This window comes from Sphingomonas sp. GW821-FHT10C01 (genome assembly GCF_059415525.1).
In genome coordinates, this window is record NZ_JBWKNK010000001.1 from 1239985 (window position 1) to 1255700 (window position 15716).

Sequence of the window (15716 nt, forward strand, 5' to 3'; positions counted from 1 at the left end):
TGGACTGGCGAGTGTGGCGTTGATTGCCAGTGCGACTGCGTCGCCGGCCTACGCTCAGCAAGTATATGATTTCGATATTCCGGCGCAGGAACTGGGTGGTGCGCTGCGCGCCTTTGCCCGGACATCGGGCGTGCAGGTGATCTTTGACGGCAGTGCGATGCGGGGCAAGCGCAGTGCGCGCTACCGCCAGCGCGCCGCACCTGAAGCGGCGCTGCAGACGTTGCTGCGCGGGACGGGGATGCGTTTCCGCCGCGATGGCGGCATCTATGTCATCGTTCCGGCCGGCACTGCGGCTCAGCCGACAGTCAGCACGGCGCCATCCTCTCCGCCCGCTGCCACGCTTCCAGCTGCGCCGCAGGAAGCTGTCGCCGAGGACGACAATGCGGAGATCATCGTAACGGCGCAGAAGCGCGCGGAGCGGATCACCGACGTTCCGATCGCGATCACCGCGCTATCGGGGAGCGCTCTGGACGACCGCAAGATCGAGGGGGGATCGGAACTGCTGCGCGCAGTGCCGAACGTCACCTTCTCGAAGGGCAATTTCAGCATGTATAACTTCTCGATCCGCGGGATCGGGACCAAGGCTGTGTCGGCGTCGAGCGATCCGGCGGTGGCGGTGAGCTTCAACAATACGCCGCTTGTCAGGAACCGGCTGTTCGAATCGGAATTCTTCGACCTCCAGCGCGTCGAGGTGCTGCGCGGACCGCAGGGTACGCTCTATGGCCGCAACGCGACCGCGGGCGTGGTCAACATGATCCCCGCGCTTCCGGGACGGGATTTCGCGCTGGAAGCCAAGCTTGAGGTTGGCAGTTTCGATACGATGCGGGCGAGCGGCATGCTCAATGTCCCGATCGGTGATACGCTGGGTCTCCGCCTTGCGGGTGCATTCACCAGCCGCGAGGGCTTCGACTACAACAGCTACACGCAACAGCGCGTCAACGGGCGGGACCTGTGGTCGACACGCGCCACTCTGGCGTGGGAGCCGAGCGACCAGTTTCGCGCCAATTTGATCTGGCAGCATTTCGAGGAGGACGACAATCGCTCGCGCACCGGGAAGAGCCTATGCACGCCTGACCCGGGGCCGGCCGTGGTCGGGGGCGTTACGATCACCGATCCACTCACACGCGGCCGGATGAGCCAAGGGTGCCTGCCGGGTTCGCTCTACAATGACGCGGCGTTCGGCGCACCCAACGGGGCCGCGCTTTCCTATATCATTGCCGCGAACGGGATCACCTACGGTTCCGATCCCGTTACTCGGCGACCGGTGAACATCATGAAGCCGGGCAACCCGTTCGCGGGCGTGGTGCAATCGCGTGATCTGCGCGAAATCGCGACGAGCTACGATCCGGTATTCCGGGCCAAGAACGATGTGGTCCAGCTCAATCTGGAGTTCGAACCATCGGACGGCCTGAAGCTGGTGTCGCAGACCGCATATTCGCGCGACCGTTACTATTCGAGCCAAGACTATAACCGTTTTGTCAGCGGTCCAATCTTCAACAGCACCACGGTCCCGTTGCTGAACTCGCAGAACCGGCCGATCGATCCGGTGGCCTTTCCGGGACCGACTCCCGGCGGTATCTATTGCGACCCGCAACTAGGGTGTTCCGATCGGCTGATTTCAGCGGATCTCAGCCGCTCAGCGAACCGGCAATGGTCGCAGGAACTGCGGCTTCAGTCGAGCTTTGACGGTCCGGTGAATTTCAACATCGGTGCCAATTATCTCGATTTCAAATCTCAGGATGACTATTACGTCTTCAACAACATGTTCTCACTGTTGTCCGAGTGGTTCTATAACACAGGCAACGTATCAGGAGTTAAGGTCAAGGGTAATTGCGCACTCGGTGACGAATCGAAGGAGTGCATCTATCTCGACCCGAATCCGATCGGCGGTCTGAACAACCAGGGACACAATTACTTTCTCAGCCAGAACGGTATTCGCATCAAATCATATGCGGCTTTTGGTGAGTTGTACTGGAACCTGACGAGCAATCTGAAACTGACCGCGGGCCTGCGTTATACGCGGGACGAGAAAGTCTCGACACAGATTCCCAGCCAGTTGCTGCTTGGTGGCGGAAAGCTGACGGCTGCTCCCGGCAACAATACGGGCGGTCGCGTCAACAGCGGCTATCCCGCGCTTCCGGACATCAACCAGGAGTGGAGCGAGTTCACGGGGCGCCTGGTTCTCGACTGGAAGCCCAATTTGTCGTTCACCGACGATACGCTGATCTATGCGTCGGCATCCCGCGGCTACAAGGGGGGCGGGGCTAACCCTCCGCGTGTCGATATCAATCCGGCGATCGTGCAGTATCAGCCGCTGGCCCAGACGTTTCGGCCCGAATTCCTCAATGCGTTCGAGTTCGGGATCAAGAACAGCTTCGATGGCGGGCGGATCACGCTGAACGGCACCGCATTCTACTATGACTACAAGGACTATCAGATCTCGCAGATCGTGGACCGGATCGCGTTCAACGAGAATTTCGATGCGACGATCTGGGGCCTTGAGTTCGAAGCGGCTTGGCGGCCTTCGCGCGCCTTTCGGCTCGACGCGAACCTCGGTTATCTGAAGACGCGGCTCAAGGACGGTTCGGAGTCGATTGACGTGATGGACCGCACCCAGGGCAATTCCGACTGGATGGTGCTCCGTCCCTGGCTTCAGGCGCCATCGAATTGCGTCGCGCCGAAAGTGCTCGTCGAACGGGTGATGCGCGGGAACCCGGCTTTCCGTGATCTGGCGCTTTCGGCATTCTGCCCCGGATCGAACCGCATCGGCGGATTCAATCCGGCCTTTCCGGGCGGAGTTCCGTTTCATGCGCTGTACGGATTTACCTATAATCCGTTCGCGCCCTACAATCCCGCCACCGTCGGCTTGAACATCAATCAGGGTGGCAGCGGCGCTCCCAATGGCGGGCGTGGTTTCGCGGCTGACCTGTCGGGCAATGAACTACCGAACTCGCCGCGGCTGACCTTCAATGTCGGCAGCCAATATACCTTCTTCATCGATGGTGGAAATTGGGAGCTCACGTTTCGTGGCGACTATTACCGCCAGTCGAAGAGCTTCGCGCGCATCTATAACACCGAATATGATCGGCTGAAGGCCTGGGATAATCTCAACCTGGCGGTGACGCTCGCGCGGCCGACTTCGGGCCTTACTTTCCAGCTCTATGTGAAGAATGTGTTCGATGACGCGCCGATCACCGACTTCTTCACCAACGCTGATGATACGGGGCTGAGTACGAATGTATTCACGCTTGATCCGCGTATCATTGGTTTCAGCATGTCGAAGAAATTTTGAAATATTTGTTCAATAAATATTGGAGAATATTGAATTACTACTCAATGATTCATGATGGATTCAGGTTGAAGGTAAGTTTGTAGCGTGTACAATAGTAAAACGGCCCGAGTCGGTTTCTTGTTGAAATCGGAAGAGGTCGTGCATCATAAGCATTATTATGTATGTAGGAGAGAGAAATGAAAAAGCTTCTTAGCGTTGCTATTGCTTCTATCGCTCTTATCTCTGCGCCGTCGGTTTCTGCGCAAAGCTGGACTTCTGGACCTGCGGCGACGTACACTTACAGTTCGTCGAATGTTGATGTTCAGAAGGGAACTGGTTTTCAGCTTTCTTGCTATATGAGCATTGATATCGTCCGCGATTCGGCTGGAAACGTTACCGCCACCAATCCGGTCATGACGGGCGGGCTCTTCAACCTGTGCAACACCGTGGTGTTTCAGAACACGCCCTGGAGCGTGACCAACGCCGGTACCAATCTCTGGGATCTCGGTGGCATCTATGTCGACACGACCGTGACCGCTGGCGATTGCAGCGGCTATCTGCGGGCGACCTTTGCCGCTGGTCCGCCGGAAACGCTGAGCGTGAACACCGGCTTCACGACGACGTCGACCCTTCCTGAGGTCGACCTGGGCACCGGTGACTGCAAAATCAACGGCATTCTCAGCCGGTAATGACGCTTCATCCGGTATCGACGGTTCGGCACAGGCAACGTCGCTGCCGGATGGGGTAATACAACGAGCGCACGATCATCGTGCGCTCGTTCGTATTCCCTATGCTTCTATTGAACGCTTCTTATGGTTGTTACTCAATGCGCGCGTAGAGGCGGAAGAGTTGCAATGTGTATTGCCCATGAAGGCCGGCGTGAACCAGCAAGGGTTCCACTAAATCAAACCGGCTTCATTTGGTGATGCGGGCAGCTTGGCTAGGTCTTCTGGGGGGTGCCTTGCTTCCTCCGGGGCTCTGCTGCTCCAGCGCCGCAGCGCAGACGAATGATAAAGGGGGCGTCCGTGCGGTGGTGGGTTCGGAAGAACCTGCCCCGCCGGGCGATCTTGCACCTGACGAGATTCTCATCGTTGGCCAGCGCTATGGCGACGCCAGGGTGGGGCCGGAGACTGAGTTCAGCGAAGAAGAGATCGCCAGCCACGGCGCCAACAGCATCCAGGAGTTGCTGTCGCGCCTTCAGCCGTTCGTTGGTGATGGCGGGGAGGAACCCGTTCTTCTCATCAACGGCAAACCGGCGGGCTTTGACCGTTCGATTCTCGCCTTTCCGGCGGAGGCGCTGGATCGGCTCGCCATACTCAAGCCGGAGGCTGCCGCACGCTACGGCGAACGCTCGGGGCGGCGGGTCGTCAATCTGGTTCTCAAGAAACATTTCTCAAGTCTGAGCGCCGATGCTGGCGCCAGCGCGGCGACGGGCGGCGGGCAATATGGCGGTAGTCTGTCCGTCAGCCGCTCGACGATCAACGGGCCTACGCGTTGGAGTGCGAATGCGCGTGTTGGTTATGACAGCGCCCTACGCAGGAGTGACAGGCGCGTTCCCCGACGCCCGGGCGCGTTTGACGGGGCCGGCTATATCTCGGCGCCTGACGGTGGCGAGATCGATCCCGTGCTCAGCCTGATCGCGGGAAGGGCCGTTACAAGGGCGGCCATCCCCGCCAATGCGATGTCGCGGGCACCGATACTGGCTGACTTTGCCGCCACTTCGAGTGAGGGCGACGCACTTGACCCGAATGCGTACGAAACGCTGATGCCATCACGGCACAGTATGGCTGCGGGCCTTGCCGTGACTCGCCCTTTGGGGGCTTTCTCGGCTTCGCTAAGCATCGATGCCAACCGCAATACCAGCCGCGCGACCCGCGGTTTGCCAATGGCGTCGATCCTGCTTCCCATCGACAGTCCATGGTCGCCATTTTCCAACGACGTGTTGTTGACCCGGCCCTTCGACGGCGCGCGCGCGCTCCGTAGCGACAATGACAGCGAATCATTGGGTTTGTCACTGTCGCTCGGGGGGGCGATCGGAGGCTGGCAGACCAACCTTTCGATCAGCTACACGCGAAGCTGGTCGCGCAGCCTGCTTGAAAGCGGGATCGATGCCCGCCGCGTTCAACAACTGGTCGGCGGCGAGGATCCGGGGTTCAATCCCTATGGTCCTTGGGACGAACGATTGCTGGCCGCTCGCCGCAACCGTTCACAAGGGGAGGGTGTGGCCACGCGGCTCAACGTCAAAAGGAACATTGTCACGCTGCCGGCCGGGCCGGTGGCGGCCAATCTTTCGGTGAATGCGGGCCGCAATCGGTCCGAGAATTGGCAGAGCGACAATCTCGGCGGTCCGACAATGCGAACGGATTCGACGCTTGAACGCCTGGAAGGGGCGTTTGGGTTGAGCGTGCCGATTTCGAGCGAGGGCGAAGGTGAGCTTCTTTCGCTCGGAAGCCTCGGTCTTGATCTCAATATGAGCGCGCAGGCGATGACGAAAAGCCGGCTGCAAAAACGGTATGGCGGTGACCTTAACTGGTCACCCATTCGAAATTTGCAGATCAGGGGATCGATCAGTCGCGCCGAGATCGCGCCGTCCTTCAACCAACTCGACGACCCGATCGTTACGACCGTCAACCGGATCTTCGATTACTCGCGGGGCGAGGTGGCCGATGCGGTCTGGATCATCGGCGGCAATCCGGCGCTAAGGCGCGGCACACTGCGAAATCTGGCGTTGGAGGCGACGGTTCGACCGCTGGGCAACCAGACCGTTTCGTTGAATGTCGCGTATCGCAAGGATGTTGCCGAGGGCGGGGTCATGGGTTTCCCCGAACTGACGCCGGTGATCGAAGCGGCCTTTCCCGAGCGCGTGACGCGCGACGCCGGCGGTCGGCTGATCTCCGTCGATGCGCGGGCGATCAACATTGCCCATTCGAGCGAGTCGGAATTGTCTTCCGGCATCGCGTTGCGATTTCCGATCAAGCCGACCGCGAACAGCACGATGTTCAGTTTCGCGCTAAGGCACCGATGGCGGCTTCAGAGCGAATTGCTGACTCATCCCGGTGTTCCTGCGATCGATCAACTGGCCCAGAGCGGACAGTCCCGGCATGGCTTGTCGATGCAGGCAACAACCGGAAGGCGGGGGTGGGGAGGGACCCTGGGCGCAAATTGGAGCAGCGCCTCGCGCGTCACCAATGGTGCCCGAATCCTCAACACCAAACCATCCGCGGTGTTCAATCTGTCGATGTTCGTCGAGCCCGAGCGCCTGTCCCGCTCCGCCAAGAAGGGCGGCGTGCTGAGCAATCTGAAAATCTCGCTCGACGTTCAGAATCTTTTCAATGGATATCGCCGGGTAACCCTGGAGGATGGCCGGACTCCGCCGGGCTTCAGTCGCGATGAAGTCGATCCGCTCGGCCGTGTCGTGCGAATGACGGTCCGCAAGCGCTTCTAGTCCTTGTCACCCGTTTCGACGCCGGTCACTGCACCCGCGTCCAGATCTTGGTCCGGCAGAAGAACGCGACGCAGCCCTTGAGTTCAAGTTTTCCGTCGGGAAGCAGCTTGAGATAGCCTTTGCGCGCGCCGCTGCCTGTTTCCGGGTCATAGACCGGGCCACCCTGCCACTCGGCCGGGCCACCGGTGAAGCCCTGCAATACAACCAGTCCCTTGAGTTTGCGCCCGCGCAGTGCCGCGTCCGAATTGCGCTGGTCGGTGAGGTCGGGATTGGTGCGCAGCCGGGCCGCATCGACGACTTTGCCGCACAGCGCACCACCGCAGCGATAGATCTGGACCCGGCCACCCTCCGTGCCTGTTGCCCAGACCCCGGTGAGATCCCGTGCCGCGGCGGGTAACGCCAGCGACGTCAGGCTGGCAACGATCGCCAATACGCGGATCATGCCGCAAACCCCAGGGCGGTTACGGGTGCGAATCTGGGCATCTGACCTCCAGCCGAAGCGAACTTACACAAATGTAAGTAACTGGCGGCCACGTGATGCGCAACATGCGATCGCATCGAGGCGACGCGGCTTGCCGCCCTAAGGGTGAAGCAGCCGATCATTCCGCCGTATCGTCTTGATAGGAGGGCACCGGTTGAGTGCCTCGAATAGAGATAATTGGTCGGGGCGACAGGATTCGAACCTGCGACCCCCACACCCCCAGTGTGATGCGCTACCAGGCTGCGCTACGCCCCGACCGAGGCACGGCCCTCTAGGCGCACCGGACGGGGGATGCAAGGGGCCAATGCCTGCCTGTGCGATGTGCTGTTGCTCAAGGGCCACGCTCCCGGCAATGGTTGCGCCTGCGCAATGCGCATGGTAGCGCGCGCCGCTTGAACACGGGGCCTTCAGCCCCCACCATTTCGGCCAGCAGATAGGCCCCGGGGAACCATGATCATCTCACCAGCATATGCACAGGCCGCGGGAAGCGCGGCAGGCCAGGGCAGCGCCGCCGGATCGTTTCTGTCGATCGCGCCGCTGATTCTGATCTTCGTCGCTTTCTACTTCCTGATGATTCGCCCGCAGCAAAAGCGGATGAAGACGCTCCAGGCGTCGATCGGCGAGATGAAGAAGGGCGATACCGTGGTCACCGCGGGCGGCCTGGTCGGCAAGGTCGTGTCGGTTGACGATGTCTATGCCAATGTCGAGATTGCGACCGGCGTTAAGGTCAAGGTGGTCAAGGCGACCATCGTTGAAGTTCAGCCGCTCGGCAGCGGCAAGCCGGCGAACGACTGAGCATGTTGGATTTCCCGAAGTGGAAGGTGTGGGCGGTCTGGCTGTCGATTGCCGTCTGCTTCCTGCTCGCCATCCCGAGCTTCGTGCCCGAGAATGTTCGCGAACGCTGGCCCTCCTGGGTGCCGCAGCCGTCGATCAACCTCGGCCTTGACCTTGCGGGCGGCAGCTCGATCCTGCTTGAGGCGGACACCGCTGATCTCGCCAAGACTCGGCTTTCGGCCAAGCGCGACGAGATCGAGACCGAATTCCGCCGTCAGGATCCGCGCATCGATATCGGCGATATCTCGATGCGCGACGGGGCGATCAGCTTCATGGTGCGCGACGTCGCGCAGGTGGACGCGGCGCGCGAACGCCTGCTTCAGCTGACGGGCAGCGGCGCCGGCATGACCGGTCAGCGCGAATGGACGATCGAGGTGCGCGATGGGACGCGCTTCATTGTCACCCAGACTCAGGCGGGCCTCGACCAGGCGGTCAAGCAGGCCATGGCTGACGCGCGCGAAGTCGTGGACCGCCGCATCAACGCGCTGGGTACGCTCGAGCCGACTATCGTGCTCGAAGGCCGCAGCCGCATCCTGGTCGAAGTGCCAGGGCTCAAGGATCCCGAGGCGCTCAAGCAGTTGCTCGGCAAGACCGCGCGGCTTGAATTCAAGCTGGTCGATATTGCCGCGAACCCGGCGGAGATCGCCGCGGGCCGTGCGCCGATCGGTGCCGAGCTTCTGCCCTATCCCAACGCCCCTCAGGGCTTGCCCTATGTCGCTTATCCGACACGCCAGGGGCAGCAGCCGATGATCGCGCTTAAGCGTCAGACCATCGTCAGCGGCGATCAGCTGATCGACGCCAAGCAGGAGTTCGACCAGAATCAGCAGGTCGTGGTCGGCTTCACGTTCGACAGCCAGGGCGGATTCCGATTCGGTCAGACCACGCGGGAGAACACCGGCAAGCCGTTCGCGATCATCGTCGACGGCAACGTGATCTCTGCCCCCAACATCAACGAGCCGATCCTGGGTGGTCGTGGACAGATTTCCGGCGGTTTCACCGTCGAGAGCGCCAACGAACTCGCCATCGCGCTGCGTTCGGGCAAGTTGCCCGTTGCGCTCAAGGTGGTCGAGGAGCGGACGGTTTCGGCCGAACTCGGTCAGGAATCGATCGAGAAGGGCATTCTCGCCGGCGTGATCGGCACCGTGGCGCTGATCCTGTTCATGCTGTTCACCTATCTGCGCTTCGGGGTCTACACCTCGCTCGCCCTGCTGGTGAATGCGGTGATGGTGTTCGGCATCATGGCGTTCTTCGGCGCCACGCTGACCTTGCCCGGTATCGCCGGCTTCGTGTTGACGATCGGTGCTGCGGTCGACGCCAACGTGCTGATCAACGAGCGCATCCGCGAGGAGCAGCGAATCCGCAACCGCGCCGCGGTCTCCGCGGTCGAGTTCGGATATAAGGAAGCCAGCCGAGCGATCTTCGACGCGAACATCACCAACGTCATCTCGGCGGCGATCATGTTCATGTTCGGCTCCGGCCCGATCCGCGGCTTCGCGGTCGTGCTCGCCATCGGCATCGTCACTTCGGTCTTCACCGGCGTTACCTTCACCCGTCTGCTCGTCGCGGACTGGCTGAAGCGCAACCGCCCGAAGACGATCAACATTTAAAGGCGGCCGGTCATGCGTCCCCTCAAGCTCGTTCCCGACAACACCAACATCGCGTTCCTGAAATATCGGAACGTGGCGATGGCGCTGTCGTTGCTGCTGATCATCGGTTCGATCGCGCTCTGCTTCGTCAAGGGGTTCAACCTTGGCATCGACTTTGTCGGTGGGCAGCAGACCCGCGTCACCTTCACCCAGCATGTCGATATCCCGACGCTGGGTGAGCGCATCCAGGCGCTGGGCGTCGGCGAAGCGACGGTCCAGCAGGTCGCCGACACGACCGAATATTCGATCCGCACCCCGTTGCCTGAAGGCGGCGAGGATGCCGCGAACCGCGCCGCCAGCGCCATTCGCGCCGCGCTGATCAAGGATTATCCGGGCGCACAGGTTGCCGGCGCGCAGAGCGTGTCGGGCAAGGTGTCGGAGGAGCTGTTCCGCAACGGCGCGATCAGCCTCAGCCTCGCGATGCTGGCGATCGCGCTCTACATCTGGGTTCGCTTCGAATGGCAGTTCGGCGTCGGCGCGCTGTTCGCGTTGTTCCACGACGTCGCGCTGACGCTGGGCTTCTTTGCGCTGACCCAGCTCGAGTTCGACCTCAACATCGTCGCGGCGGTGCTGACGATCATCGGCTATTCGTTGAACGACACGATCGTCGTCTACGACCGTATCCGTGAGAATATGCGCAAGTATCGCAAGATGGAGATGGAGGAACTGCTCAACCTCTCCATCAACGAGACGCTGTCGCGCACGGTGGTCACCTCGCTGTCGATCGGTATCGTTCTGACGATCCTGCTGGTGATGGGTCCGGACGTCATCTTCGGCTTCACCGCGGCGATGCTGCTGGGCATCGTGATCGGCACCTTCTCGTCGGTCTATGTGTCGGCGGCGATCCTGCTGTGGCTCAAGCTGCGGCCGGACAGCTTCCTGCCCAAGGAAAGCGCGGCGTCCAAGGGCGTCGAGGGGGCCGAGCGAATCAGCTTCAAGGACATGCCCTGATGAAGATCGACCGGACCCGGATCGAGGGTCCGGTGGTGTCGGGGTTTTCGGGCGGCGGTTTCCGAGTCGACGACAATGTCTATCTCGGACTGCTGCTCAACCCGAACCGGGCCGAGGGCTGGACGCCGCCGCCGCTGGAAGCGCTGACCGCCGACGCCTTCGCGCCGCTGCTGGCGATGGACCCACAGCCGGAATTCCTGCTGCTCGGCACCGGAAGCCGGTTGCGCCGTCCGCCGCCGGCGCTTGAGGCCGCATTGCCCTTTGGCATCGAGGTGATGGACAGCCGCGCTGCGGCGCGGGCCTGGGGTATTTTGCGCACCGAGCTGCGCTGGATCGCGGCGGCGCTCTATCCGCTGGACTGAGTCCGCGCCGCCACCAGTCCCGACAGATGGTCGTAGAGCGCGGCGGTATTCGCCTCCCAGGTAAATCCGGCCGCAGCCGTCCGTACCGCATCGCGTGAGGGCGGGGCGGCGACCAGATCACGGATGGCTGCTGCGAACGCGGGCGCATTTCGTGCGGCGATCCGCCCTGCTTCGGGGGCCTTCACCACCTCCGCCGCGCCACCCGCATCGGGAATGACGATCGGCGTGCCGCTCGCCAGCGCCTCGACCCAGGCATTGGCGAGACCTTCCGACGATGAGGCAAGCGCCATCACATCGGCGGCGGCGAGCAATGGTGGAAGCTCGCCATGCGCGACGTTGCCCAGCAGCTTCACACGGTCGCCAAGCCCCAGTCGCGCGATTTGCGCGGCCAGGCGCGGGCGTTCCGGCCCTTCGCCTGCGATGCGCAGCTGGACGCCGGGAAGTGTGGCGACGGCGTCGATCACGATATCATGCCCCTTGCGCGGGATCAGCGCGCCGACCGAGGCGATCAGCGGTCCGTCGATGCCCAGTGCTGCCTTCTCCGCACTCTGATCGCGTGGGGCGAAGCGGGTGAGGTCGACGCCGGTGTGATGGACACGAATACGTTCCGCCGGAATGCCCAATGCGGCGATATCGCCCTTCATTGCCCGCGAGACGGCAAGGATGCCGTCGGCTGCCTGACCGGCGCCAATGACTTGCGCTGCGGTGGCGGGGGCTCGGCCCCAATGATGGATGTCCGCCCCGCGCGCCTTGATCGATACCGGCACGCCGAAGCGTCGTCCGAGTGCCACGGCGGCGGGACCGTCGGGGAAGAAGAAGCTCGCATCGATCACGTCGAACGGAAAATCGTTTCGGATGCGGGTGAGCAACGGCGTCAGCGCGCGCGTCAGCATCGCGACATGAAACCGTCCGCCGGTGCCGGGAATATTGAGGAAGCGCGGGCGCCATGTGTCGACGCCCTTCCAATTCTCATGCCTGGGCAGGGCGGCGAGCGGGGCGTAGCGGCCACGGCGGCTGAACGGCCAGGGCGGCAGACCCAGCGGAGCGACGAGCTTGAGTTCGACATCGGGATGCGCGGCGAGGCCGAGCGTCTGCCGCTCGACAAACACCCCGAAATTGGGGCGCGAGGCGTCGGGGAACAGCGAGGAGAGGGTGAGCACGCGAAGCATTGCTCCGCGTGATACACCGACTTGCGTTAAAACCGCATTAGATCAGCGGCAGCGGACCTTGCCGGCCGGGTCGGCGGTGCTGCCGATCGCCGCGCCGCCCGCCGCGCCCAGGATCACGCCCAGCGTCTTCGATCCACCGGGGGCGAGGATGCTGCCCAGCACGCCGCCGGCAAGCCCGCCGACGATCAGTCCGGCCGATCCGTCGCTGCGCCGGCAATAATAGCGGCCATCGCGCCCGCGATAGACGCGCTCGTCGCGGCCCAGATCGCGCTCTTCATAACGCCCGTCGCGATAATAGCGGGGGGCGTCCCAGTTGTCGTAGTCGCCGGCATAACCGGGCCGGTCATAGCCATAGTCGGTGCAGGCGCCGGTCGCGGCCATTGCCGCGGCGCTCACTGCGATCATCCATCTCTTCATCGGGCATCTCCCCTATCGGGATGCCCCCCGACTCGTTCCTCAAACGAAACGGGGCGCCGAAGTTTCCCTCGGCGCCCCGTCTTTCTCATGCGAACGCAGCTTAGCGGCAGCGCTTCTTGCTGCCGGCGCGTTCGATCTCGCGACCAGCCACCGCGCCCGCGGCGGCGCCCAGCAGCGTGCCGACGGTGCGGTCGCCACGCGAGTCGATCGTACGGCCAACCAGCGCGCCGGCGACGCCGCCGACGACAAGGCCGGTGGTACCATTGGGCTTTCGGCAATAGCGGCGGCCGTCGCGACCGCGCCACTCGCGGTACGAACGATCGCGCTGCGGCGCACTGGCCTCGGCCTTGGTCGTCGGGAGCGTGAATGTGGCCGGAATGGCCAGCGAAGCGGCGCCAAGCGCCATCATCATGTTACGCATTGTAAAACTCCATCTCTACCTGAAACCCTGTCCCCCCAACGCCTCGATTATCGGGCCGGTTTCATGAACGTAACATTTCGTGTCATTTAGCCGCGATGCAGGAAGCCGAAACCGCCGCCCAATCCATCGTTGAAACCCTTCAACTCGTCCCACACCCGGAAGGGGGCTGGTATCGTGAGACTTGGCGCGCGGCTGGGGAGGGGGATGCGCGGTCGCCGGGTACCGCGATCCTCTATTTGCTCGAAGCGGGGTGTCGCTCGCACTGGCACCGGGTGGATGCGGATGAGATGTGGCTGTGGCACGCGGGTGCCCCGCTCGACCTGCTGATCGCGGACGCCAGCGACGCTAATCCGGCCAGAATCAGGCTTGGCGGGGACGTGACCCGTGGCTACACGCCCCAGGCATTGGTCCCCGCGACTCGCTGGCAATCGGCTGAAGCGCAGGGCGGATGGGCGCTGGTCAGCTGCGTGGTGGTCCCCGGCTTCGACTTCGCCGGATTCGAGATGGCACCGCCCGATTGGTCGCCACCAAGCTTCTGAAACCCCGGATCGCTCCCCGTTATCCACGTTATCAACAGGTCGTATCGCGTCGATTGCGGGTTTGCGCGACTCGGAAACGATGACAGCATCATTCTTGTAAGCAGACGATGACGCGGCGAGAAATCAAAGCGAAATCAGAAGTTTACAACGGATCGAGACGCGCATCTTCCTTCGGGAAAGGCATGGATCGGTGCGGGGACACCACCCCGGGAAACGGCCTGTCCCGCTCGCGAGAGCGGGTGGGATGGAAACGAAACGGATCAGGCGTCCAAAACGTCTCTCACATGCTTCGGCATGGGAAGGGCGGGCCGCCAGGGCGGGAAATGCTCCCCCGGAGCATGGACAAGCCAGGTGACCAAAACGCGAAGCCGATGCCCTTGGGCAAGAGTGGAGCGGGTTGTCAGGGCAGGGGCGTGCTTCGGCACAAGTCAGGCCGGATAGCCGAACGTGCGGAGCTGAACACTTTCGGGTGGGATGAACCGGGCGAGGCCATCGAGACACGATGATCCTTCGGGGCCGTCAACTCTGGATGACCGAAATCGCGAAGCCGATGCTGCATGGCAGAGGCGGAGCAAAGGACATCGAGGTGGGAAGCTGATCCTTCGGGATCGCCCCCGCCCCGGTGACCGGCCCCAGGGCGGTTTGCCGCCGGACGGGCAACCCACCACGCGGCTTGCCGCTGGCGGGTATCCTCTGGGCGGCTTGCCGTTCGGAGATGGCCAACGGGAGGCATTCGCCGAGCGTTGACCAGGACGCAAAGCCCGCTTCCCTTGCCGGCGCGGGCCGAGCATGCCGCCGACATGAAGGCGCGCGCAGCCCCCTGTGGCCGGCGCGAGGCCGAAAGTCCGGCGACACGGGGGGCTGGCGGAAACGCTGGCCCCCTTTTCCGTTTGGGGATGATATTTCCCGATCCTCCCCGCCAGGGGGAGGTGTCGCCGAACGCGACGGAGGGGGAGGACGGCGATGCGCCTCGAGGGCTCCGAAGACGGTGGCCGTAACGCCAAACACCTCCGCCGCGAAATGACGCCGCCTGAAATCGCTCTATGGTTGGCGCTTCGCAGCAATGCCGAAGGGATGCGCTTCCGTAAGCAATATGCTTCCGGCAATTATGTCCTCGACTTCTACTGCGCGCCTGCGAGGCTTGCGATCGAAGTCGATGGCGAAGCGCATGAACGCGGCGACCGGCCTGCGCGGGACGTTCAGAGCCTTGTCATCGCCGGACCCGGACCTATCTTCGCACGCATGACGATGTTCGCACGCAACATTCACGGTTTCCCGCTCCTCGGCTGAGCGGGCCGGCCACGGCCGGTCCTTCACCTGTACGACGTCGCCGGACCTCGGGTCCGACGCGCGCTTCAGCCTGAGGATATCTTGTCATGAGTTCCAACACCGATGCGCCGGGCCTGACCCCGGCCCAGATCGACGCATTCATCACCGACGGCTTCGTCCGTATCGACAATGCCTTTCCACGTGCGCTCGCCGAAGAAGCGGCGGCCATGCTGTGGCGGGATGCCGGGGTCGACCCCGGCGATCCGGCCGGCTGGCACCTGCCGGTGATCCGACTCGGCCAATATGGCCAGCCGCCGTTCCGCGATGCCGCCAACACGCCGACGCTCCATGCTGCCTTTGATCAGCTCGTCGGCGCCGGTCGCTGGGTTGTGCCACGCGCGCTCGGCACCTTCGTGCTGCGCTTTCCCGCGCCACAGCCGCCGGGCGACGATGGCTGGCACATCGATGTGAGCTTCGGCACCGAGACGCCCGACTTTCTCGACTGGCGCGCCAATGTGGCGAGCCGGGGCCGCGCTCTGCTGATGCTGTTCCTGTTCAGCGATGTCGGGGAGGACGACGCGCCGACCCGCATCCGCGCGGGATCGCATGTCGACATCGCCCGCCAGCTCGCTCCGGCGGGAGAGGCGGGGCTGACATTGCGGGCGCTCGCCGCCGACGACTTCGCGGGATCGGCGCACCGGCGCGAGGTGCCGGCGACTGGCGCGGCGGGCACGGTCTATCTGTGCCATCCGTTCCTGGTTCATGCCGGGCAGCGGCATTGCGGCATGCGCCCGCGTATCCTCGCCCAGCCGCCCTTGCTTCCGGCGGTGCCGCTCGATCCGTGGCGCACGCATGCCTCGCCGGTCGAAACGGCGATCCGTGCGGCTCTAGGGTAAGGAGAAGGGGGTGGG

Annotated in this window: 14 protein-coding genes and 1 tRNA gene; 10 read left to right on the forward strand and 5 right to left on the reverse strand. The window is 63.1% G+C overall.

Annotated features, from left to right (window positions below):
- Positions 1 to 13 precede the first annotated feature (13 nt).
- From AC07M1_RS06035 to AC07M1_RS06045, 3 genes are all read left to right on the forward strand, one after another.
- Positions 14 to 3292 carry a TonB-dependent receptor gene (locus AC07M1_RS06035; protein WP_495161659.1) on the forward strand — a complete coding sequence of 1093 codons (3279 nt, stop codon included), beginning with the start codon at positions 14 to 16 and terminating at the stop codon, positions 3290 to 3292.
- A 176-nt stretch (positions 3293 to 3468) separates the two neighbouring features.
- Positions 3469 to 3960 carry a PraA/PraB family alkane oxidation protein activator gene (locus AC07M1_RS06040; RefSeq protein WP_495161660.1) on the forward strand — a complete coding sequence of 164 codons (492 nt, stop codon included), beginning with the start codon at positions 3469 to 3471 and terminating at the stop codon, positions 3958 to 3960.
- A 344-nt stretch (positions 3961 to 4304) separates the two neighbouring features.
- Positions 4305 to 6716 carry a porin family protein gene (locus tag AC07M1_RS06045; protein WP_495161661.1) on the forward strand — a complete coding sequence of 804 codons (2412 nt, stop codon included), beginning with the start codon at positions 4305 to 4307 and terminating at the stop codon, positions 6714 to 6716.
- Positions 6717 to 6741: 25 nt separating this feature from the next.
- On the opposite strand, the gene AC07M1_RS06050 is transcribed toward AC07M1_RS06045, so the two are convergent.
- A complete protein-coding gene (locus AC07M1_RS06050; protein ID WP_495161662.1) occupies positions 6742 to 7158 on the reverse strand; it encodes a DUF2147 domain-containing protein in 417 nt (138 codons plus the stop codon).
- Between the two features lie 217 nt (positions 7159 to 7375).
- A tRNA-Pro gene (locus AC07M1_RS06055) sits at positions 7376 to 7452 on the reverse strand.
- Positions 7453 to 7647: 195 nt separating this feature from the next.
- Here AC07M1_RS06055 and yajC point away from each other — a divergent pair.
- From yajC to AC07M1_RS06075, 4 genes are read left to right on the forward strand one after another with little or no spacing between them, the layout of a single operon-like run.
- Positions 7648 to 7992 (forward strand): preprotein translocase subunit YajC, encoded by a 345-nt coding sequence (yajC, locus tag AC07M1_RS06060; RefSeq protein WP_495161663.1) that lies wholly within the window; start codon positions 7648 to 7650, stop codon positions 7990 to 7992.
- 2 nt (positions 7993 to 7994) lie between these two features.
- Positions 7995 to 9638, forward strand: coding sequence for a protein translocase subunit SecD (gene secD / locus AC07M1_RS06065; RefSeq protein ID WP_495161664.1), 1644 nt, complete (start codon positions 7995 to 7997; stop codon positions 9636 to 9638).
- A gap of 12 nt (positions 9639 to 9650) precedes the next feature.
- Positions 9651 to 10628, forward strand: a complete 978-nt coding sequence (secF, locus tag AC07M1_RS06070) for a protein translocase subunit SecF (protein ID WP_495161665.1) — start codon at positions 9651 to 9653, stop codon at positions 10626 to 10628.
- Positions 10628 to 10990 (forward strand): Mth938-like domain-containing protein, encoded by a 363-nt coding sequence (locus tag AC07M1_RS06075; protein WP_495161666.1) that lies wholly within the window; start codon positions 10628 to 10630, stop codon positions 10988 to 10990. Before secF ends, AC07M1_RS06075 begins: the two co-directional genes overlap by 1 nt.
- On the opposite strand, the gene AC07M1_RS06080 is transcribed toward AC07M1_RS06075, so the two are convergent.
- The 3 genes from AC07M1_RS06080 to AC07M1_RS06090 form a co-directional block, all read right to left on the reverse strand.
- On the reverse strand, positions 10975 to 12159 hold the full coding sequence (locus AC07M1_RS06080) for a glycosyltransferase (protein ID WP_495161667.1): 1185 nt from the start codon (positions 12157 to 12159) through the stop codon (positions 10975 to 10977). The two genes, AC07M1_RS06075 and AC07M1_RS06080, sit on opposite strands and share 16 nt — an antisense overlap.
- A gap of 42 nt (positions 12160 to 12201) precedes the next feature.
- On the reverse strand, positions 12202 to 12576 hold the full coding sequence (locus AC07M1_RS06085; RefSeq protein ID WP_495161668.1) for a hypothetical protein: 375 nt from the start codon (positions 12574 to 12576) through the stop codon (positions 12202 to 12204).
- Positions 12577 to 12676: 100 nt separating this feature from the next.
- Positions 12677 to 12997, reverse strand: coding sequence for a glycine zipper 2TM domain-containing protein (locus AC07M1_RS06090; protein ID WP_495161669.1), 321 nt, complete (start codon positions 12995 to 12997; stop codon positions 12677 to 12679).
- A 95-nt stretch (positions 12998 to 13092) separates the two neighbouring features.
- On the opposite strand from AC07M1_RS06090, the gene AC07M1_RS06095 reads away from it, so the two are divergent.
- The 3 genes from AC07M1_RS06095 to AC07M1_RS06105 all read left to right on the forward strand — a co-directional run bounded on the left by AC07M1_RS06095 (position 13093) and on the right by AC07M1_RS06105 (position 15701).
- Complete coding sequence (locus AC07M1_RS06095; RefSeq protein ID WP_495161670.1) at positions 13093 to 13536, forward strand: cupin domain-containing protein; 444 nt, start codon at positions 13093 to 13095, stop codon at positions 13534 to 13536.
- Positions 13537 to 14499: 963 nt separating this feature from the next.
- Positions 14500 to 14826 carry an endonuclease domain-containing protein gene (locus AC07M1_RS06100; RefSeq protein ID WP_495161671.1) on the forward strand — a complete coding sequence of 109 codons (327 nt, stop codon included), beginning with the start codon at positions 14500 to 14502 and terminating at the stop codon, positions 14824 to 14826.
- A gap of 86 nt (positions 14827 to 14912) precedes the next feature.
- On the forward strand, positions 14913 to 15701 hold the full coding sequence (locus AC07M1_RS06105) for a phytanoyl-CoA dioxygenase family protein (protein WP_495161672.1): 789 nt from the start codon (positions 14913 to 14915) through the stop codon (positions 15699 to 15701).
- Positions 15702 to 15716: the final 15 nt, after the last annotated feature.